The sequence below is a fragment of the Proteus sp. G2675 genome (genome assembly GCF_963886535.1).
In the GTDB taxonomy this organism is placed as follows: Bacteria; Pseudomonadota; Gammaproteobacteria; order Enterobacterales; family Enterobacteriaceae; genus Proteus; species Proteus mirabilis.
Window position 1 is genome coordinate 37,893 of record NZ_CAWPCB010000041.1, and the last position, 23,630, is coordinate 61,522.

Here is a 23,630-nt window from a genome sequence, read left to right on the forward strand (position 1 = left end):
ATGAATATCATGAAAAAAAGTAAACTCTCTATTATTTTACTTATACTTTTGTCGTCTCCTTTATATGGAAAAGAGAATAATCAAGATAAAAGCCAAGAAAAAGAAACATCAAACGATGTTATTACTGTTAAAGCAACATCAATAAAAAACAAAGAGACATTCTCCTCTTTATTACTCAATAATCGAGAAGAGATAAAAGGAAAACAACTTGAACAAATAAAAACAAATACGATTGGTAATACCGTTTCAAAAGTTGCTGGTGTACAAGCGGAAGGTTTTGGCCCAAATGCGGCAAGGCCTGTTATTCGAAGTCTCTCTGGCAATAGAGTCGGGATTTTAGTTAATAATCTTCCGATTAATGATGTTTCATTTATTAGTGGGAATATGCCTATTCCTGTTGATATGAATAGAATTAACGAAATATCAATTAGTAAAAGCTCCGAAGCACTACTTTATGGTGGTAGCAGCAGTGGTGGTGCAATTCATTTGTGGGATGATCGAATAATGACACAGTTTCCTGAAAAAGCAATTTCAGGTGCCGTGACATTTAATGGTAGCTCTAATAATGGTAACGGTGGATCAGTAAATATTAAATTCAGTAATAAAGAAAACTGGATTTTTAATCTTTCCGGTGCTACTAAACGAGTCTCAAAATATAAAATTCCAACACGCTCTAAAGTTGGTGCTTGCTATAGCTATCAACAGCTAAAAGACCACTTTGCATTACGTGATCAATGCCAAGTGGATATGAAAGTGTTTACTAGCCGTAACCCTGAAGCGTATCCTTACATTAGTGAGTTTTGGAAAAAATATCAGGTTGAATATGAGTTAAGCGAGGATGATAAATATACCTTTAAAGATAAGGACTATTTTTCAGGTATTGGTTATGTAGATAATGAACCTAACTTACGATATAAACCTGGTAGCCCCACATCTATTGAACATGTCACACCTCCAAAGCATTATGTTGAAAATAATAATAACGAAATTCCCAATAGCTTTTTAAAAAGCCAAAGTGGTAACGCATCACTCTCTTATATCGGAGATGACGGTTACTTAGGTTTTTCTGTCACTGATTTTCAAACATCGTATGGAGTGCCAGGCTATGCTTATCTCACAACTAAAACAACTCGAGAAAGGTATAAACCTGTTTCGGTTTCAAATAGTAATCGAAGAATAGATATACAAGGAAAACATGATCATTTAGCACCATTTTTAAGAGACAGTGCTTTTTATTACTCTTATTCTGAATCTAAAGATGAAGAGTTAGTCGGCCAAATTGCTTCATCGGTATTTAATACAAAAAGCCATCAGTTAGCTTTAGAAACTGCACATACTCCGCTATTTAATCGACTTAATGGTGCGTTTGGGATCAACGGTAATTATCGTGATCTGAAAACGTCTGGTTATGATGCTTATTTACCCAGTGTATTAACCAAAGAGTACGGAATATATTGGGTTGAATCGCTAAATTTATCTCCTTTTGAGCTCACTGCTGGATATCGTAAAGGTTACACTCAACATAATCTCAATATTCCAGCGAATTATAATCGTGGTAGAGGGCAAGGTTCTAATTTACAAAACCGTCATTTTGATACAAGTGCAAATACACTCGCTCTATCTTTTACACCAATTGATGAATGGACATTAAAACTACAACAAAATATTTCTTATCGAGCACCAGAAATTAATGAACTTTATACACATGGCCCTCATTATGCTTATTTAATTGAAGAACAAGGAAACAGTGAATTTAATACCGAAAAAAGCAAAAGTATTGAATTATCATCTGTTATTGAGATTGGCAATTTCTCTAATAAACTTAATTTGTATAAAACAGACTACAGTGGTTTTAAATTTAGACGATTAACGGGTATCAGTCGTGGTGCTGGTCCTGTTATGGAATGGGATGACACCGATCTTGAAACAAAAGGATTAGAATATGAATTTAAATATTTATATGAAATGCCTCATGATCACAATCTAACATTTACACTATTTGGTGATTTTGTCGAAAATAAAAGCAAAAGAAAACTGTTTATTGCAGGTCACTATTTGCCAAATTTACCTAATGAAAAGCATGGTATCAGTATTTATTACCAACATGATGAATTAACTGCATTTAGTAGTGCAACTTACTATAAAAAACAAAAAGAAAGCGGTGGGTTAATGTATGGTGGAGATATGGCCTTTCCTTCCTATACGTTAGTTGATGCGGGGATTGGCAAAAAATACCACCTTGATAAGGTAGATGTTTCGGTTGATTTTATTATTAATAATCTCACCGATACTGAAGCAAGACCTGCATCTTCTCAATTGAAATACTTAGTCCCATTACCGGGTCGAAATTATGGGATAAATGTCAAAATTGATTTTTAATATATTCTGATTTAATAAGATATAAAGTAAGTGAGGTACTCTATGGGTGCCTCTTTTTTTTATAATCATGCACAATTAACTTGAAGATGCATGTTTTAGGGCTCTATCACATTAAGGTAAGCACACCTGTTTTAATTCTAGACATTTTTTGAGATCTCGGTGCCAACAAGATGTTTCTATCAGTACCAATCCCCAATTCATTACCACAAATCTACTTTTCACCAATACGGAGTAAAGGGCGCTAAGTTCGGCTATGCAGGGACCGATTTTTCCTCCTGTGTGCTTTTTGTTCCCGTATCAGCTTCCGGTTAATCATTTCACGGCACAACCGGTCCCGTAAGGGTGAAGTGCACGCATGCTGCACCCTTGTGGGCCAGAACGATGCCGAGAAAGCGAACTGTCAGGCGATACGAAGATGAAAATCACATTACTGATGGAGAAAAAACTATGATCACTTCCTTGCATACTCAGACAAGTGCCTCTAACACCGCAACGGCGACCAGCGTATCCCCGCTGGACCCGTCAGGCTCCTCAAAAACGAAATTTTCCAAAACCAGAACCGATATTTATCAGATCGTTACCGACCTCATCATTACCACACTGGAAGTAGGCGTTAAACCCTGAGTGTGTCCGTGGCAGCGCGTACCGGGTATGTCCGGCATGCCTTCCAACTACGCTACTGGCACAGCCTACAGCGGGTGCAGTGAATCAGAATGGGGATTCAGTGATTCCTGCTGGATGACATACAAACAGGCTAGGGCAGAAGGTGCGCAAGTTCGTAAGGACTAGCACGGCATAACCGCCATTTTTTATACCATCCTGGAGAAGGAAAACGACACCGGAGAAATTGACCATATCCCGATGCTGAAAACCTTTGTCGTGTTTAATGTCGAACAAATTGATGGCCTCTCACTGACGGCAGATACCGTTGCCCCACAAGCGACGTTTGACGCGTTGCCACAGGCTGAAAATCTGTTCTGTAACAGCGGTGCTAACATCATTGAGAAAGGACAAAACGCCTTTTTCATGCCATCAACAGATGAGGTTTTGTTACCTGAACGTCGTTTTTTTTCCGATGCCGCTAGCTTTTATGCCACGGATCTGCATGAGATTGTTCACTGGAGCGATGGCAAAAGTCGCCTGAACCGCGAAATGAAAGGAAGATTTAGCAGTGAAAATTATGCATTTGAAGAGTTGATCGCCGAGCTGGGAAGCGTGTTCCTGATGGCGGATCTGGGGATTGTCGGATAGGTTCAGCACGAAAGTTATATTGCTTCTTGGCTGAAAGCACTGAAAAACGATAAGCGCTATATTTTTAAAGCCGCCAGGCAGCATCGAAAGCGCATCGTTATATGATGGATAAGGTCTGAACAGAGGAATAAGACGCCGCAAAGGAATGCGGCCTTAACCTTATTTTTGGATCTGGCAGAGTGACATAGATTTTAATTTCCCTGCGAATGCGGACGGTAAAGAGCCCGCTCATCCTGCAAACTACATTTTTATACTGTTGATAATAGGGTATTCCTTAGTCATGGTAATAAGGCTCAGAAAGCCATATTTAGCTTTCCATAATGGAATATTATCGCCACCTTGAAGAATTCTTTGTTCCGGTTACAGAATCTGCATTTTTATTGAGAGCAAGGGATTTAACCTGCCACGGCGTGGTCAGATTAAGGATGTGGGCATAGAGCGATTTTTCGGCCATTAATTTGACGCTGATGCTTACTTTAAATTGTTATTATTTTTTGCCCACTTTTTTAATCTTCCATTCGCGTTGGTATAAGGCGAAGATGTATTAAATGAGATCATTCGGCCCATCGTCCATTTTTTGTATCATGGTTCACCATACAAAACATCATCAGTTCGTTCATCAATAAGCTTTTGTAGTGGTCAACTAAAACTGGCCACGGTTTTAGAGTTTTTTCGGTATCGGTTTTCCGATTCATTTGGTGGTAATCCACCGTTATATTCGTGCGGCCTGAGTTCGCTGTAATACCCGACGATATAACCCGTTATCGCTTGAGCAGCTTCACTGAAGCTGGTGTAGCCTGTCACCGGCATCCACTCGTTTTTCAGACTCCTGAAAAAGCGCTCCATCGGACTGTTGACGCTCCTATGTCAAGAGCGGCGATTGGCATATGCGAGGTCCGATAAAATCAATGGATAGAGCTCACGGACGATGTAGCGTTTTAGGCATCTCAGGATCTCTTTAGTCGATAGCCCTTCACCAGTTCGTCTGTCGACATAGATTCTCGTGCGCGGATCGCTACGCATACGTACAAGGGCTATTGTCCACAGGGCATTGTTTGCTTCACGTGAGCCACCACGGTTTAATCTGTGCCTTACTGTTTTCCCTGATGATGCTGGCAGTGGATTTACGCCACAGAGCGATGCCAGGGCCGCTTCATTTTTTAAACGTTCGGGGTTATCACCCGCAACTGCCAGCAGTGTTGCAGCCGTCTGTGGCCCAACGCCAAACTGGCTACGAAGGTTACTGGCATACTTGCGGGTCAGTTTATCTAGTGATTCGTCTAGTTCATTCAACTCTTCAGTCAGGGCCATCCATCGTTTCGCAAGGCTTCGAAGCGTACTGCACAAGGCTATACGTAACGGTGAGTGCTCTGACACTTCGCTGTTAATGCAGGCGGTTACGCATTCGTGTGGTTTCGATTTCCAGAGTTTGTCGCGAACATCTTGCGGGGCACTAACCAGCAGTGCACGAAGCTGATTAATCGCCTGCGTACAGGCTTTTACTGCACTACGTCGGGCAACACTAATAATCCGGAGAGCCTCACATGCACCTGACTGCATTTTTGGTATGGCCTTGCTGCTCCCTGAAAGCACTGTCCGGGCTGCATTTTCTGCATCTAGTGGATCTGACTTCCCTTCAAGGCGGCGTTTTGAGCGATCTGGCCGGTTAACTTCAACAACATAAATGCTATTCTTGATGAGATAGCGTGTTAATGCGGCACCATATGTTCCTGTTCCTTCGATGCCTGCTCGTTCGAGGCTACCGAAAGAACGTGCCCAATCAAGTAGTTCCAGATAGCCCGCTTGATTTGTTTGAATAATGTGAGTTCCAAGCAGTTTACCTGCCTGACTGATAACAGCGCCGACATGAATATCAAGATGGGTATCGACACCCAGAATCACGGTTTCAGAAGATTGGCGGTCGTTTTGCATGGTTTGCCTCCAGATATTGGTAGCACAATCATCCCCATCGCAGGACAGGACACTCGGGATGCAGCACAAAGCTCCTATCAGGTCACAAACTCTGGGCCCGGTTATGCCCGGGAAATACCAGAATCGGACGACAGGTCAACACAAAGGCATTTGAGCCAATCCCAGCACGGGTCAGTCCGATCCGGTATTTGAAAGTATATTAGAATGAGTATCCCAGCAGTTTCCGCGCCTGCTCATACTTTGCCTGATCCGGTATCGCCACAGTAACTGCCTGGACTACCTGCTTGTATAGTGACTACCCTAATCACTGTGGAACATAACCCCGGATGGCTTACCGCGTCTTTCCCATGCCATTTTCAGTGCTTTGGTGGTCAGCCTGCTGTCCGGAGAGAACGACATTGCCCACCCCACGGGTTTCCGCGCAAATAGATCGAGTACCACAGCAAGGTAAGTCCGGCGTTTACCTGTCCAGATATACGTCACATCGCCGCACCATACCTGGTCAGGCACTGTCACTGCAAACTGACGTCCGAGGTGATTCGGGATAGCAATATGTTCGTGTCCCCCACGTCTATATCGGTGAACAGGCTGCTGACAACTCACCAGCCCCAGCTTCCTCATAAGATGGCCGGCAAGCCATCGTTCCATCCGGAAGCCCCTGTGTGTGGCCATTGTGGCGATACTTCTTGCATCCTCGGAGCCATGACTGAGGCCGTGTAGTTCCTGAACCTGACTGCGTAATACAGCTAGCCTGCTATCCGGCTTGTCAGGACGGTTTTTCCGGTATTTATAGCTGCTGCGGTGAACCCCAAACACGTGGCAAAGCGTGGCCACAGGATAATGCGCTCTGAGTTTCCCGATTATCGAGAGTTGTTCAGGGAATCTGACATCAAGAGCGCAGTAGCCTTTTTTAATATTTCATTTTCCATTTCAATACGTTGAAGTTTTTTCTTCAGCTCACGTATCTCAATTTGCTCCGGCGTGATAGGGGAGGCTTTAGGTGTTTTGCCGGCACGTTCATTTACCCACCGGGTCATAGTGGAAAGTCCGACATCCATGGCATTTGCGGCATCTGCAACCGTATAGTGTTGATCCACCACTAACTGAGCGGATTCACGTCTGAATTCTGCACTGAAATTTCGTTTTTTCATTAAAGCACCAGTGTTGTCCTGAGGGTATTCATTTCGTCGAAGGTGAGTCCCAGAGATTCACGATGGTGAATATTGTCTTCTTTCAGCGCACGCAGGGCATCTGTTAATACGGCGTAATTCAGAGACGGAATCATGATTTCGGACCTTCCTTAAACACTTCAGCGGTTGGCTAATTTGAGGTTGATCCATTCATCAATTTCAGATTCGAGCCAGGCTACGCTGGCAGGGCCAACCTTTATTATTGAACGAGGAAAAGAGCCCCCTTTCATATACAGATAGATTTGCGAGCGTTTCAGACCGGTTTTTTCTTCGACCTGTTTCAGGCGTAATAACTGATGTGATGTCATGATTTTCTCCAGTGTAGAGTGGGGTTGGAGAAGATAAAAAAGCATAAGCGAAGGTGAAGAAGAAAGCACGTAAGCCCGTATTAAGAGTTTTTGAGTTCTTAATACGTATTTCAGTATAATGGTGAGTTAAATCAATAAGGCACTGAAGTGGGAGAACCGCGTTCAAGTGCTGTTTTCAGTGTATCGCCGCTGAATTTGTCAGTAATACCTTCGGTAGATGCCCATTGTTCGAAAATGGATAAAAGCTTGTAAGGTTTTCCTAGTAATGGACTGATGACTTCATTATGTTTACATGAAAGCCAGAAAAGACGAGATAAAGGGCTGGATATGCGTGTCGATGTTGGAGTGTGTTTAATATTTACATAGGCATTCATCAGCTTTTGTAGTTCAGTCAGGCGAATTACAAAACAGGAATCTTGTGGTAATTTATAAATAGGGAAATATTCTTTGTCACTGGATTTATGAGTTTCATTCGATTAATGTTGTTATAAATCTCAGATTTTAGTTCTTCAGGTAATTACATTAGTTGTTGGCTAATTCGTTCTTTTCATGTTATTTTCTCAAACGCTTGAAATAGAGTTCTTGATAATAAAACTGAAATGCCATAATTAATACATTGATTGCCTGTGATTGGTGGTGATATATTGATTGAGTGCGCCAGTAAGTGTTGAATTGTTACGAATTCATACCCGATCAGAGTGGTATCAATGACCCATTTTTTAGAATGAATATATTTATCTTGAGTGAGTGTGGTATAATTTATATGTTTAATGAAACAATGTGTATCAAGATAGCATAAACGATCTGTGAGAGAGTTTCCTATTTTTTTCAATTTAATTTTATTCTTAATTTTTGTGACTTTCCTTAATATAATTGTAGATTGAAAGTATATAGATAAATAAATGTTTCAAGATAGCGCATGGCGATAAACGTCGCTGTCGGTTAATTGTTTCTCTGTTTTTTTCTGGTTGGCTAGGTATACAGCTTCAGGTATGGTTAACCAATCGGATTTATTTTTAATAATAGTATTTTTTGTTTTATTGTTAAACATAATTTTTCCTTATTTATATGAGTGCTAATATATTGATGGTTTTTTATAATTTATTCGTGTTTTGGTGTGAATATATGAATTGAATTGTCATATCTTTTATATGACCTATAGTCAGTCAAATAATACTTAAAACTAACTGTTAATATATAATTTCATTGTGGTCGTATAACTATAATAAATGATGTGGCAGGTTGCTTTTTATATCACCCCATGTTAAGAATTTATAGTTAAATGGATGGTGATATGTGATTATGGATATTTTATAGCTATCTAATATTGATTTGGTAATATATGAAAGATGAGCAGAGTAATGCTGTTCTATAAAATATAATTTATCAAATTGATCTCTCTTTATATAAAAATCTAAATTCTTAATGATTTCTTCTGATAATCCAATGCCTCTTGATTTAATATAGGCTTCTTTTAATGTCCACATCTTATAGAAATTATGTTTTTTTTGAGTCTCGTCAAAATAAGATAGGTATTTTTTTTCTTTTTTTGAGAAATAATAATCTATAATGCTATTTATTTCTATATCACGGTTGAAATATTCAATATCAATACCAACGGATGATGTATTTGAAATAGCGAGAGCAACACAATTATTTGAATGTGATAAATTGAAGTAAATGCTTTCCTTTGATTCGTTTAAAATAAATGGTTTCCCGTACTCATTTTTTGAAAATCTTACATCTTCTGGTGAAATTTTTAAATAAAATGATAAAATATCGCGTAACATGACTCTTGATAGCAAAAAAATATTTCGTTGTTTTATAAAAGGGTAGTCGAATAACGATGAAATTTCATCGTTATTTAAGATGTGCATTCTGGATTTAGCTTTACTTAAACATGGTATCGTTTGTAGATTACCAATCCAGATATGCACCTCATTATCTATAAACAAGTTGCTATTACTCATTGCATTTGGCTATTAGCATAACGCTTTCTGTTGTAACCATAAATGTGCATATAAGCCATTTTTTGCAAGTAACTCAGCATGTTTTCCTTGTTCTGCTATTTTTCCATTTTCCATTACGATAATGTTATCGGCATTTTTAATGCTATTTAATCGATGAGCAATCATAATGATTGTCTTATCTTTTGATAACAATGATAAAGCTTGTTGAATTAATACTTCTGATGAACAATCGATACTCGATGTTGCTTCGTCGATCAGTAAAATTGGTGCATTTTTTAATAAAGTTCTAGCAAGAGAAAGACGTTGACGTTCTCCACCTGAGAGTAACATACCACCGTAACCAATAGGAGTATCATAATTTTGTGGTTTTTGTATAATAAACTCATGTGCATTAGCTAATTTAGCTGCAGTTATTATTTCATCATCGTGAGCATCTGTTTTTCCCATTAAAATATTATCTTTAATTGTTCCTGAAAATAAAACGACATCTTGATAAACAGAAGATACATATGAACAGAGTTTATCGGAATTTATTTGGTTAATATTAATATCATCTAGCAATATTTCACCTTGGTTAACATCCCATAGACGAGAAATAAGCTGTAGTAAAGTGCTTTTCCCTGAGCCACTAGGGCCAACAATAGCAGTAAAGCTTTTTTCAGGAAAACAGCAAGATATATTATCTAATGTTAATTGACTATTATAAGGATAAATAAAGCTTACATTGTTAAAATAGATATCTGTTCTTATTGGTAATTGAGTATATTTAGGCTCAGAAAGTGGAACCACTTTCATTACTTCTTCTATGCGTTGTAATGATTTTTGTGCATAATTTAACAACATACTGGATAATCCTAAATCAAAGAATTGTCGATAAATGGGGAGTGCTAATACAAGGAAAAAAACGAATTGAGAAGGAGAAAGTGAGCCACTAATTAAACGGCTTGTTCCTATTATCATTAATAAAATAAAACCTGATTCAAGAATAAAACCATAAAGTGCAATCCAAGGGGCAGGCTTGGAATCTAGAACTATTTGGGTTTTATTTTGTGTTTCTAAGGCTGCTTTTAGTTTTTTCCATGCAGGACCAAGTCGCCCAAAACTACGAATAACCATAATTCCTTGGATATAATCGAGTAATTCGGATTGTACATTGGCATTAGCATCAGCTGCCTGTTGTGCAGCTTTTAACATTATTTTATGGCTTATGGATAATGCGAACAGAGCGATTGGAATAGAAAATAATATAATTAAAGTGAGTTGCCAATCTACCCATACTAAGAATAGTGAGAGAAAAACAGGCATCGCTAAAGTACTGATAAACATTCCTAAGAAATGTGACCAGATATTTTCAATGATCTCTAAATCAGCAGTAAGCCGTGATGCAAGATCACCACTGCGTTGAGAAGAAAACCAGCCAATCGGGATTTTTCGTAAATGATCGGCTATTCTTAGACGGGCTTGTCCCATCATTTTATAAGCACCAATAAAAATCATTGGCATACTATAAGTACCAATGACAATACGCAGAACAATAGATAAGAGTATTGATAAAAAGTAATAAAATAACTGAGCTAGTGTGATTTTATTGGCAAAAAGATCAATTAATAAAAAATAGAGTAGAATATACGGAATAGTAGCAAAAAGACCTTCAACTACGGCAAGGCATAGACCCACCATTAAATCTTTATCTTTTTTATTAGAAAGCAAATAACCTGATTTAATTAATTCTTTAATCATTATTATTCTCCTGGATTAATTGCCAATGAATAGTGTGACTATAATCATTCCATAATTTTTGATAGGTTGGGCATTGGTTTAATAAATGGGTGTGTGTACCTGTATCAATAATCTTTCCATTATCAAGCACAATAATTTTATCTGCGTTAATAATAGTATGTAGGTTATGAGTGATCATAATAACAGTCCGATTCTGGCATAGACTCTTTAATGCGCGATAGATCAAAATTTCATTTTCAGCATCAACATTGGCAGTAATTTCATCGAGAAGTAGGATTGGAGAGTTTTTTAATAGTGCTCTTGCAATTGATAATCGCTGTTTCTCTCCACCTGAAAGTTTATTTCCTTGTTCACCAATTAATGTATTATACCCTGCTGGGAGTTTTTCAATAACATGATGAATATTGGCTGCTTTAGTTGCTTTGATAATATCCTCAAATAAGGCATTAGGATTTGCTATGAGTAAATTTTCTAAAATAGTTCCATGAAATAGATATACATCTTGAAAAACAACACTTATTTGAGAAAGTAAATCAATTTCTGGCCAGTAGTTGATATCATATTGACCTATTTTTATTTGGCCAGAAGTACAATCATAAAAACGGGGAATTAGTTTTAATAATGAGGATTTTCCTGCACCACTGTGGCCTACAATTGCAGTTGTTGTACCCGCTTGGGCATTAAAACTAATTTTCTCTAATATCGGTTTATCACCATGATCCAAACAGACATCTTTAAAAGTAATATCGCTATTTTTAGGGAGAGTAAAATGTTTATCATGTTGTTTATGCTCTGAAAGTTCAAGGATCATACTGATATGTTTTAAGGTTTGTTTTCGTTGAGCTTGTTCTCCTAGCACAAATGTTAGTCGTAATAACGGCGCAAGTACGAGGGGGGATGTCATTAAAAATAAAATATAAGTAGATAAATCAATATTTTGATTTAAATACATCCACCCACCTACTGGTGCTATAATAACGAGATTCGCTGTTAATATCCCACTAAATACCATCCAAGAGCCTGTACTAGCTTTGACATTATTTTTTATCCATTTAACAGAGGAATTGATAGATTGAGATAATTTACCAAAAGTATGGGAGGTTAAGTTAAACGCTTTTATTTCTCGTATTCCTTTAATATATTCTCCTATTTCATTAGCAATTTTTTTCTGAATATTCATCCACTCATTGGTTTGTTTATTGGCTCGACGCAACATGAGAAGTTGAGCCATAAAAGCAATGGGTAATGGGGTTAGAGATAATAAGGCAAGAGGCCAATTTACATAAAAAAGTAATATAATAGCGATAAAGGGAGTCACTATGGCTGAGACGAGATCAGGTAGCATATGTGCGAAAAAACCTTCTAAGCTTTTTATATCATCATTGATAATACGTCGCAGATTTCCACTGCCATATTGAGCAAAAAATGATAATGGTACTTTACTGATTTTTTTAGCTATTGCGAGTTGTAATTGATGCTGAATATAAAAAGCACCCCGATGTGCGGCAATATGACTTATTGCCATTAATCCCCAACGTAAAATTAAAATAATCACAGTGATATAAACTAGATTATTTATTTGTTGAATATTAGGTGATGTTGAAAAACAAATCTGGCTGATTTTATAGATGATCCATAATGGTGCTAAACTTAGCATTGTTGAGATTATTGCCATAATAATGCCACTAATCAGAGGGAGTGGGGCTAATTTTATTAAAATACGAAAGTTAAGTGGCAAAGTATCTATTGTTTTATTCATATATATTACCTAATCAATTTAATCATTGATAAATTGGTGATAAAAATCAATAATAAAACGACAAAAAGTATTTGGGCGTGTAATTGGATAAAAGTGATCTCCAGCGATGCAATTAATAGTGCAATGCTTATCTATCCAATCTTGCCATGCTTCAACTTCGTTTTTATCAGCTTCACTATCATGACTACCATACATTAATAAAACAGGGGTATGAAAAAGCCGTTTAGTGCTTTTTTGAAAAAAATAACGCTCGGTAGCAAGGAAATCAGCACGTAATAATGGCATAAACTGTTTTAACAACTGTGGCTGCTTGATTAATTCAGCATCACATCCACCAATGGCAATTAATTGTTGAATAAAGTCATCATCATTTAAATCACTCAGTAATCTCCTTGCTTGAATATGAGGAGCTTGGCAGCCTGATAATATTAGTCCAGATAATTCCCAGCCATTTTTTTCTAATTGAATAGCAGTTTCAAAGGCAACTTGGGCCCCCATACTGTGACCGCAAAGTAATAATGAATTATGCCGTGGTGGATAAAATTTCTTTATTATTGTTATTAATTCATTGGCTAATAACCCAATATCATTAAAGGCTGGTTCTTTAAATCTGCAACCATGGCCAGAGTAATTAACTAATTGACAATTTAACCCTGAAATATCGGTAGATCTCCACGAGTTAAATGCACTATTACTGGCACCAGCAAATGGGCAAACCAATAGGTTAGCATTGTATTTATTTACATTTTGCTCATTTAAAGGAGTAATATATTCGGGAGATTGTTTTATCATTATTTTCTCCGTCCACTACTTTTGGTGAAGTTCATTCGCTTAAATGGCGCAATTGTGCCATCAATGGCTTTACCTGCTGTTTGCAATGTTTTTATCCATAATTGAGATAAAGCTAATTGGTAATGGGGTTGTAAAATCATTGGTTTTTTATCATTAGGTAATTGCCAGCATTTATCTATCTCTGCCAGTAAGTAATTAATAGCTTCTGGTGCTTCACATTCCATCACATCCTGCCAACTATTTGGTGGAGTATGAAATGAATGAAACAGTGGTTCATCAAGCTCCATCGTGGCAGGAGATTGATACATGGCTTTTTTACTATCTTGGTGATGATGAATATAAAGCGCATTATTCCATTCTACTGGCCCATAACTTCCAGCGAGAGTTAAATAACCAGCTGGCCAGCCTAATATCATATGATGCATCACGAGGCTATGCTGATCAGGATCGTTAGATGACAAATGTTTTTGTAGGCATAAAAGCAAATCACCAGTAGGGTTGGATAGTCGTAGAAATTGTAGCGGGGTATTATCTTTTTCTAATGTGACTGTAATATCATTAGGGTGTAATTTCATTGCTTGGCAATATATATCTAAGGCGGAATAAATTAATTGCCTGCTTGTGATAATTTGTCCCCACACTGGTCGTTGTTGTATTTGCTGATATATCTTCTGTGTGTTTTCTATCCATAAACGTCCTGCTTTATTATGTGGATAGAGGCTGTTAACGATATAGTGGCAATGCATTTTTTCTGCTAATGATTGTAGTCTGGTAATTTCATCAGGATGTACAGGATGTTCCTGTACAACCGAGATCCCCCGTTGTAAAAATGCTTGCGCAAGTTGGCTACCTTCGCCACCAACAATGGCTGATCGCACAACAATACAAGCTAGATCTATTTTTTCAGGTAGTTGATCAAATCGAGTAAAAAGTGGAATACCGAATGCTTTAGATAATTCTCGAGAACGAGTGCTACCTTTGGAAAAAAGGCCAATAAGATGCCATTTGTCTTGAGGTTGTATAAATGCATTGAGATAAACCTCTCCAAATTTACTGCCTACAATCACCACTTTTTTTGCCGGTTTCATTAATTACCTCCTTCGGATGGATATCCGTTATTAGAAAGTTTTTGTTGCACCCACTGATCAATGATTTCGGCCAGATGTGTGCTGGTAGCGCGATCTTGCAGTATTGACCAGTGCTCCCCTGAAAAATAGTGATGTTGGGTATGTGGCGGTAATCGTTGGTACCACTCTTTTTCAGGTGATGTCCATTCTGTTGGGTGGTTGGTGGCTTCTAGCCATAAACAGGCGATATCATCAGATAATGGTAGGTCACTTTCAGGTAGGAATGACATAAGTCTTTTAGTGCATGCAAGCTGCTTATTTTCATCTGATGAACTATCTGAGTCATCATGACAAAATTTAATAAAATCATGTCGATAGACGGGATCTATTAATACTAATAATACGGAATGATTTTGTTGCGAGAGTTGTTCTGCAAGGTAACTGGCAATAAAAGCACCATATGACCAACCAATAAGAATATAAGGGCCAGTCTGTTGTGCTGTTTTTATGCTAGATAAATGTAATGATAACAATGTATCCAAATCAGTTAGTTTTGAAGCATCTGTAACTGTTAATCCCCACACTGTATTATTTAACGACTCAGCAAGAGGTAGGTAAACACCGGGATCACCATCAGAAGCATGTACCATAAAGTAGTGGTAAGGTTTTGGAGCAGATACAGCGCTTAGAGGTATCAAAGAGGAGTACTCTCGTTGAGATTGCTTTTCCTGCTCTAAATGAGCACAAAAATCGGCTAAGCATGGATAGGTAAAAATCTGTTGTAATGTTGCTGGATATCCCCGTTGATGTAATTGGCTGATCATTTTGGTTGCAATCAAACTATCTCCTCCAGAACGGAAGAAATCATTTGTACTATTGACCTCACGACCTAATAACTCAGACCATAATGCAATGATTTCATTAATCATATTGGTTGGTACATCAGGTATTGCAACAGGTTGTATCTGTTCATTTAGCTCTTGAGCGGATGATGTTGCTATGCCATTAAGGGTTGCTTCAATATTTTCACATTGGAACAACTCAAAAGAGTCGATATTCTGATCAAGAGAATGAGATAAATAATCACGTAATTTACCTAAATAAGGTTTTCCTCCACGAGTGGGAGAGGCTAAAAAGAGTGTTTGTCGCAAAGATGAGGAATCTGTTTGGGGCCATTGACCAATAGTTTCAAAACCAGTATTGATTAAAATATCATGCCAACTTTCACTATCAAGCATCGCTTTATTCGTCAATATACGCTTATCTTGATATGCACTTAATCCCTCAATAAAGCCAACAGTCGCCATTTGCATAGCACTTTGACACTCGGTTGCTTCGATAAATAATAAATAGCCTTGAGGTTTTAACAGGCTTCTAATCCGTTTTAGTGCGTGGCCGATATGTGATGCATCATGTAATACATTAGATGCAATGATCAGATCATAGCCATTATCTGGATGATGAGAAAATTGTATTGGTGCATTAATATCAAAGAGTTGATAGCGCATTTCTCCTACAGCAGTGAATTTTTTTCGCGCTTTATCAAGGAAGTAATGTGATATATCAGTAAAGGTGTATGAGTAATGCGTATTCTTAAGTACTGCGACTATACCTTGAGTGGTAGCTCCTGTACCTGCCCCTATTTCTAAAATATTGAGTGAAGATGTTGCACCAACCATTGCACTAACAATATCTTTTGCACATTGATTTAAATAATTTAGTGCAGGGTGTTTGGCGTATAGTGCTGTGGTAATTTCATCTGAATTAAAAAGTAGTGAAAGAGGAGAAACCTTACCACTAAAGAGTAATTCATGTTGGGTTAGTGATTGTTCAAGGTAATCCCAAAGTACATATTCCCAATCATTAACAGGTTGTTGAAATACTGGGGCAGATAAACATAAGTTAATAAACTGTGTTGTGGCATAAAACTGATCACCCTCTTTGGTTAATAAGTGATGCAGGCATAATAAATCTAGCCACTGACTAAGTAGCCTCTCATACTGAGGCTTTGCTTTTAAACGAGCCACTATTTCAGCTAGGGTGATTGGTGTGTTTAGCTCGGTAAAAAGAGCATTTCGATACAGTGTGTGACATATGCCATACCGTGCTCGTTCCTCAAATCGTTGCCAACTCTTTTCAATAATGTCACTGAGTGAAGCTGATGGCGAAAGTAAATTAGGTAACCAATTGGGCTGTTTAATAACGGATAGTGGAATATCAGAAGAGGCTTCAAACAGTAATTGTAGAGGAGGCTCTACTTTCGTATCGTCTTTTACCATTACCATAGCATGAGCACGTTTGATTTGCGGATGATTTTCCAATGTTTGCTCGAGTTGTTGATAGCGTGATTGGAGGTGATTATCTATTGCTAAATGTTGATATGAAGGAAGTTGCGCAATAATCTTATCAACTGATTGATTATTATCTTCATCTTGGCATAATTGAGTGATCAAGCTTTGATAATCAGAGAACATCATTGTTAATAAACCGTCAGCAAAGATGTCATCCATGCAGAACCAATTTAATGTTAGCCCCTCTTTTCCTTCCATTACTTGGTGATCTAACCAAACTTGAGGTGTTTGCGCGAAGCTATATACGGGTTGGCCGAAAAGCTGATTTAATGCTTCATCAATATTGTCACCATCTAGTGTCATACCTAACATGCTAGTAAATACAATAGGTAACAGAGATTGGCTACTATCCCCTTTATAGCGTCCCCATTCACGTAAAATCTCTACACCATTTACTTGGGACTTACTTAAATGTTGCCAAAGTCTGCGCTGTATTTTTGCCATTGACTCATTTAATGTACAGTCGTTATCTAGATAAATATCTATAGGGAGTACAGAGGTAAAATCACCAATAAGTTGTGTAACATCTGGGTGCCATGGTTGACGATTAAAGAAAGTTAAGTTTAGTGTAAAGGCTGGGTATTTTGTCCAGCGACCTAAAACTAAAGCAAAAAGTGTTAAAAGCCCTGCTGATGGTGTAATACCATGCTTTTTCCACCTCTGTTTTAATTTGTCCCATTGCGCTATAGAAACATGATGTTGGAAAGTCGTAAAACGAGGTTGTTCAGTAATGGATGAATTCTTTATCGGTAAATATGGGGCAGAAGGTAAATCAGATAATAGATCCTGCCAGTAACACCATGCCATTTTCCACTCATCACTGTTACGATTTGTTTGATTTTTTAAGCAGTAGTCGCGGAAGGTAAATGTTTGTGGTATTAATTCTTGTCCTGAATAGGCGTTAAATAGATCATCAAACAGAATTTTAAAGCTCATGGTATCAAACTGCAGTAAATCTAGATTGATATGTAATCTGTAACAATCGTTATTTAGCCAAGAAATTTCAACTTCAAATAATGGCCATGACTCAGTCGGTAATACCCGATAAGAAAGGGCTTCCCTTATCTGTGTTAGGCTCTCTTGTTGCTCTTGTTGGGTTAAATTTGTTAGGTCATGTTGAATAAAATGAAAATAAGGAACTTCTTTTAAGATACGTTGTTGTCCATCATCATCTATGATCATTCTCAACATATCATGACGCTGAATAACTTTATTCCAAGCTTTTTCAAGTGAGGCCGGCTCCCATATATGGCGTTGACAATCCCATTCAAAAATTGCATGGCAAGCAACGCCTCCGTAGTTAAAGAGGTTTTTACGTCCGATCCAATAGGCGTGTTGAATTGGTGTTAATGGAAATGGGGCATATCGTTCTGACTCCATTGTGTGGGAAATGTTGTCTTGATTATGGAGTGCTTCTGTCACAGTAAATTTCTCAGGTGCTGCGGTTCGAATAACTGAGGCTAAACCAGCAATAGTCATATCATCATAAGATTGTTCAGCGTCAATATTGACCGCAAACTGTTTCTTAATTTCCGCACTGAGATCGAGGAAAGAGAGAGAATCTAGTCCTAATTGGAATAGTTCAATGTGAGTATCAATATGTTCATCACCAAGACGCAACAGTTGTTTGATACATGCTGTTAGCCACTGTTCTAAGTTATCACCAACGCGATAATCAACCCTGTTAGGGCTTACCGGCTCTGTTTGATCCGTTTGAGTTGGGGTTTCACAAAGCTGGCGAGTGTGATTAATTTCATGGTTATCATAATGATCATTATGATTAGTCTGATGAAATAAAGGCGTTTTTTGTGTCATTAAAGGTGGAGTCGCTAAGCGCATTGCAAGGCGACAAGAGGTATTATCTAGCAGACAAGCATCTAAATGTGCCAGTCCTTCCTCAGTAGTAAGCGTACTCATACCTTTGTGTTGTAATTTATCATGGAGTTGTTTTTCTGCCACAAAGCCAACACTTTGCCATGCCCCCCAAGCGATAGAAATGACGGTTAATCCCTTGATATTGCGACGTGCATATTCAGCTAATCCATCTAAATATCCACAAGCGAGGGAATGAGCTGCTTGTCCTTCAGAGCCTATAGTTGCAGCGGCAGAGGAGTATAAAATAAGGTAACTGGCATCTGTTTTTTCTAAAGCATCACAAAATTGCTTGGCAGATATCGCTTTAACAGAAAATACGTCAGACATACGCTTAGGGGTGAGTTGTGTCATAAGTGCATCATCCAAAATACCTGCACTGTGTATAAGCCCCTCAATGCCACCTTCATTTTCAAGCTGAGTGAGTGCTGCATGACATTGAGCGTTATCACGACAATCACATGTTAGCCATTTTATTTCTAGCTGGTTAGATTTCTGTAAGTTATTCATCCAATCTAATGCGCTGCTATCAGCTCGTGGTGCCAAAATAGCGATACGTTTAGCACCTTGCCTTACTAACCAACTTGCTGTAATTCGACCTAAGCCTCCAAAACCACCAGTAATAATATGCCAGCGCGGGGATACCATGATGTTCTGCGCTATGATCGTAGAAGATGAGGGCAGTGGGGTTAATTGTGGTAAGTAGCAGCAATGGTTACGAACAATAATTTCATTATTACCTTGTTCTATTTGTATAAAAGCAGGAACTAATTCAGACCATGAGGCATTTATACCTAAATCAACAATGGCAATTAACCTTGAGCTATATTCTTTTTGAATAGTTTTTAATAAACTTCGAATACTACGTTGTGCTGGATTAACCGTTTCTATGGCAGTTAATGCCCAGGCTTGTTGCGTGATAACAACAAACCCATCAGACGATGACAGTAATATTTGGCGGATCTGCTCGGCGATAATTAAAGGATCTGCAAGGTTGGCAACGATTAATTGATTTTCGCCCTGTTCAGAAAGACATCCAATAGCGGATAAAATAGCTGTGATTTCAGAAGGCAATGTTTGTTGATGGTTAAATATTAATGTTGGCTTGATAAGATCTTGTTCCACACAAGGTGTTAATTGCCATTGGTAGTGTGAACTTTGTTGTATCTTGGTGTCACTAGGTAACTCTTGATCAAAGTGATCGTTTTCTGTCGAAACACTGGCGAGAATAATATGTTCACACATATCTTTGGTTTCTGGTAATGCATCAGGTAACCAGCGAATATGTTGAAATCCTGCTAAGCGACACTGTTGATGCCATAATTCTGGTGATAAAAATAGTTTTCCTTTACGGATCTTTTCATCATGGAGGGGTAACACCAGTGGGCCAAAAACAAAATCAAATAAGCGAGCTTGTTTGGTTATTTCGCGCATAAGCAAATGACCATTGGAACGCAGTAAAGTACGAAGAGCAGTTAATGTATCTCCAATATGTTGAGTGGCATGAATAACATTAGCAGCAATAATAATGTCATAATAATCAGATTGAAAACCTTGTATTTCAGGGGATTGTTGTAAATTGAACTCTCGATAGTTAACAAATGAATATTGACTAAATTTTTGTGCGGCACGTCGGGTGAAGATAGGTGAAATATCGGTAAATTCGTATTCAACATGTTGTATGGTTGATAAAATAGGTAGCAGCCAAGAGGTGGTTCCTCCCGTGCCACCACCGACTTCAATAATTCGCAAAGGCTTAGCCACAGTGGGCTGGTAGTGAGAAAGTAATCCTTTAAGTACCGCGGCAGCAATTTGGTTAAAATAACGACCAAAACTAAAATCTTGATAGAGAACTTCAACACCTTGAGATGCACCTTCAGGAAAGATCACTGAAACAGGTTCAATCACGCCTGTCATCATATCGTAGAGTTGCTCTCCTGCTCGCTTGACGGTGTCAGGAATAGATTGAAGACCTTCGCTATCTAATTGTAATTGATGGAATAATAATGGCAATTTATCACTAGAAATAGATTTTATTTTTTTATAGTAGTTGTGCTGATTTATCTGTTGGTAAATATAATATCCATCCTCAACACAGGCCTCTAATAAACGTACTAATAATTGATAATAGCGGGGTAAAATGCGTCCTGCTCGCATAATATCGATTACAGACATGGGGGTATTCAACTCATGGCCTAAACACGAGCATATCATTTTATCGACGTAATAATTATGTAAAGTGGTAAGTGTTGAATTAAATGAGTTTAAACGAGGAAGATCGAGTGTTGTAAGCGCTTTTAATGCCGTTTCACGACCTTGGCTAATAGGTAAATCAAATGCGCTTTTTTGTGGTTGATATTTTTCACTATCCTTTTTTTCATACCAATAATATTGTTTTTCAAAGGGATAGAGAGGTAATGGTATATAACTTCCTTGAGTTTTAAACAGTGACTGCCATGGTAAATCATAGCCTGCAATAAATAGGGTTGTTGCAGCCTGTTGTTTCATCTGAATTTCATCAACTCCCATTCTGGCAGTTGGTATCCAACTAATCTCAGTAATGCCTTCACGTTCACCAAGATCACTTAATACAGAAGTTGGTCCTAATTCCATAGCATGGGTGACACCATGATTGACTAACGTTTGTATTGCATCTTGATACATAACTGTATTGCGTAGTTGCTGAGCCCAATATGATGGATGTTGAAGTTCTTTTTGAGAAATTAATTGCCCTGTATAGCCTGAGACTAAGGCTATTTTTCCTTGTGAGGCTGATAATGACTCAGTAAATTCCATCAATTGATCAAGAATATTATCAATATAAGAGGTATGAGCAGCACACACGTTATTCATTTCTCTAAATCGAATATTCTTTGCTTTCAATATTTGAGTAAACTTTTGCATATCATCGGGTTGCCCCGCGAATGATAAGTTGTTATGGCCATTAATTGCAGCTAATTCAACATGACATTGTTTAGCAATGATTTGAATATCTTGATATTTTGCAAATACAGCAATCATTTCACCATTAACATGACTTTCCATTAATTGTCCACTATATACAGCAAGTGGCATCATTTGTTCGATTGTATAGAAACCAGCGATAACGGCTGCGGCATATTCTCCGCAAGAATGACCTACAATTATTTCAGGTAAAATACCGATTGCTCGCCAATGTGCTGCCATTGCGATTTCATAGGCGACAATAGCCGCTTGAATATAACTGGCATTAACAAGTTTATCGCTATGTAGGCCAAACATGACTTCTTTTAACGGAAATGTTAAGTGTTGCAGGCATGCTTGCTCACAACGATCGATTGTTTCGGCAAATGTTGTTGAATGTTGGTACATCACTTTACCCATAGCAGGATATTGTGATCCCATACCAGAAAATAGCCACGCTATTTTCTTATTTGTTGATGTATGACCATATTGTATTAAAGAATCAGCACTTCCTTGAGAGAAAGCTAACAGTGAAATATCACTCTCACTTGTTAAGGGGATAGATAAGCGCCATGGTAAGTTGAGTTGTCTTTGCTGTAATGCATTATGAGCCAGAATGTTTGCTGGGGTAATTTTTATTAATGGTGCATAATCACCAGCAAGTTTTTTTAGACTCTCTTTTGTGGCGGCACTAAGCAATAATGAGTATTCAAAATTATTGTCTACCTCTTGTTCAGGTTTGATTGATACTAATGAGTCAGGCAATGATTGCACAATGATATGACAGTTTGTTCCACCAATACCAAATGAAGAAACACCAGCAGTTCGTATTCTGCTAGACCAAGCTTTAGGGTTTTTAGGAATGTAGAACGGGCTTTTTTCTATTTGTAATTGAGGATTTGGGTGATTAAAATGCATAGATGGAGGAATAAGTGCTTTATTTACCGCTAATATCGTTTTAATTAGGCCAGTGATACCTGCTGCTGTATCCAGATGTCCGATATTGCCTTTAACTGAGCCAATAGCGCATTTAGAAGCAGTAAGAGAGCGATCAGCGAAAACCTGACATAATGCACTAAACTCAATTGGATCACCTAATGGTGTAGCTGTTGCGTGTGCTTCAATAAGTTCAATATCTTCATTTTTAATATCGGCCAGTTGTATTGCTTCTCTAATAACTGAAACTTGGCCTGCTACGGAGGGAGCTGTGAATCCCGCTTTTTGATGACCATCATTATTAATGGCACTACCACGTAATACAGCAATAATTGTGTTTCCATCCACTAAGGCATCTTCAAGACGACGTAACACTACAATACCAAATCCATTACCAGCAAAAGTACCGTTTGCCTCTGCATCAAAAGGACGACAAATACCATCTGGTGAGAAGATCATGCCTTTCTGATATAGATAACCACCGGTTTGTGGAAATGTGATACCAATTCCACCAGCAATAGCCATACTGCATTCACCAGAGCGTAAACTTTCACAAGCCATATGTACGGCAACTAAGGAGCTAGAACAAGCGGTTTGTATAGTTAATGCTGGACCAGTTAAATTTAATTTATATGCAATACGTGTTGCGAGATAGTCTTTATCATTCCCTAATAATTTTTGCATGCCACGGACATGGCCAATATTGTGCAATGCTAAATCTTGCTGGGCAGGATAGCTGCTCATTCTTGCTGAAGCAAAAACGCCTGTTTTGATGGTTATATTGCAAGGGGCATATCCAGCATGCTCTAAAGCATGCCAAGCACCTTGTAAAAAAATTCTTTGCTGGGGATCGATAAGTTCAGCTTCTGAGCGTGAATAATTAAATAGAGTAGCGTCAAAATATTCCGCTTCATCTAACGGCGCGCCACGATTAACAAAATCAGGTGAACGATAAGTTTGTTCAGCGACACCTGCGGCTTTTAGTTCTTCTTCAGAAAAAAGACGAGAGCTATCGTGTTTATTAATTATGTTATGCCAAAATTGATCAATATTTTGTGCATCAGGGAAGCGACCAGAAAGACCAATAACAGCTATAGGTTCACTATTACCATAGAAAGTTTCAAAATTCAGCATGATTAA

10 protein-coding genes and 5 pseudogenes are annotated in these 23,630 nt (G+C 38.1%); 2 read left to right on the top strand and 13 right to left on the bottom strand.

Annotated elements, in window-relative coordinates; genetic code table 11:
• Positions 1-9: 9 nt before the first annotated feature.
• A complete protein-coding gene (locus AACQ49_RS15640; RefSeq protein ID WP_161779152.1) occupies positions 10-2,379 on the top strand; it encodes a TonB-dependent receptor plug domain-containing protein in 2,370 nt (789 codons plus the stop codon).
• Between the two features lie 447 nt (positions 2,380-2,826).
• A pseudogene (locus tag AACQ49_RS15645) lies at positions 2,827-3,749 on the top strand (ArdC family protein).
• 352 nt (positions 3,750-4,101) lie between these two features.
• Here the strand turns inward: AACQ49_RS15645 and AACQ49_RS15650 are convergent.
• The 13 genes and pseudogenes from AACQ49_RS15650 to AACQ49_RS15710 form a co-directional block, all read right to left on the bottom strand.
• Positions 4,102-4,257: pseudogene (locus AACQ49_RS15650) on the bottom strand (ClbS/DfsB family four-helix bundle protein); the annotation flags it as partial.
• A gap of 12 nt (positions 4,258-4,269) precedes the next feature.
• Positions 4,270-4,485, bottom strand: a pseudogene (locus AACQ49_RS15655) (integrase core domain-containing protein); the annotation flags it as partial.
• A 12-nt stretch (positions 4,486-4,497) separates the two neighbouring features.
• On the bottom strand, positions 4,498-5,562 hold the full coding sequence (locus tag AACQ49_RS15660) for an IS110 family transposase (protein ID WP_004239726.1): 1,065 nt from the start codon (positions 5,560-5,562) through the stop codon (positions 4,498-4,500).
• A 210-nt stretch (positions 5,563-5,772) separates the two neighbouring features.
• A pseudogene (locus AACQ49_RS15665) lies at positions 5,773-6,713 on the bottom strand (IS3 family transposase); the annotation flags it as partial.
• A 20-nt stretch (positions 6,714-6,733) separates the two neighbouring features.
• Positions 6,734-6,847: pseudogene (locus AACQ49_RS15670) on the bottom strand (DUF2857 domain-containing protein); the annotation flags it as partial.
• 24 nt (positions 6,848-6,871) lie between these two features.
• Entirely contained in the window at positions 6,872-7,060 is a 189-nt protein-coding gene (locus tag AACQ49_RS15675) for an AlpA family transcriptional regulator (protein WP_000200567.1), read from the bottom strand.
• A 907-nt stretch (positions 7,061-7,967) separates the two neighbouring features.
• Positions 7,968-8,111, bottom strand: coding sequence for a hypothetical protein (locus tag AACQ49_RS15680; RefSeq protein WP_000482925.1), 144 nt, complete (start codon positions 8,109-8,111; stop codon positions 7,968-7,970).
• Between the two features lie 169 nt (positions 8,112-8,280).
• Positions 8,281-9,030, bottom strand: coding sequence for a 4'-phosphopantetheinyl transferase family protein (locus tag AACQ49_RS15685; protein ID WP_000071884.1), 750 nt, complete (start codon positions 9,028-9,030; stop codon positions 8,281-8,283).
• A gap of 12 nt (positions 9,031-9,042) precedes the next feature.
• Positions 9,043-10,770, bottom strand: a complete 1,728-nt coding sequence (locus AACQ49_RS15690; protein ID WP_000588838.1) for an ABC transporter ATP-binding protein — start codon at positions 10,768-10,770, stop codon at positions 9,043-9,045.
• Positions 10,763-12,529, bottom strand: a complete 1,767-nt coding sequence (locus AACQ49_RS15695; protein WP_001044024.1) for an ABC transporter ATP-binding protein — start codon at positions 12,527-12,529, stop codon at positions 10,763-10,765. Before AACQ49_RS15695 ends, AACQ49_RS15690 begins: the two co-directional genes overlap by 8 nt.
• Before the next feature lie 18 nt (positions 12,530-12,547).
• Positions 12,548-13,321 carry a thioesterase II family protein gene (locus AACQ49_RS15700; RefSeq protein WP_046334512.1) on the bottom strand — a complete coding sequence of 258 codons (774 nt, stop codon included), beginning with the start codon at positions 13,319-13,321 and terminating at the stop codon, positions 12,548-12,550.
• Entirely contained in the window at positions 13,321-14,409 is a 1,089-nt protein-coding gene (locus AACQ49_RS15705) for a Gfo/Idh/MocA family oxidoreductase (RefSeq protein ID WP_000801189.1), read from the bottom strand. Before AACQ49_RS15705 ends, AACQ49_RS15700 begins: the two co-directional genes overlap by 1 nt.
• Complete coding sequence (locus AACQ49_RS15710; protein ID WP_046334513.1) at positions 14,409-23,624, bottom strand: type I polyketide synthase; 9,216 nt, start codon at positions 23,622-23,624, stop codon at positions 14,409-14,411. Before AACQ49_RS15710 ends, AACQ49_RS15705 begins: the two co-directional genes overlap by 1 nt.
• Positions 23,625-23,630: the final 6 nt, after the last annotated feature.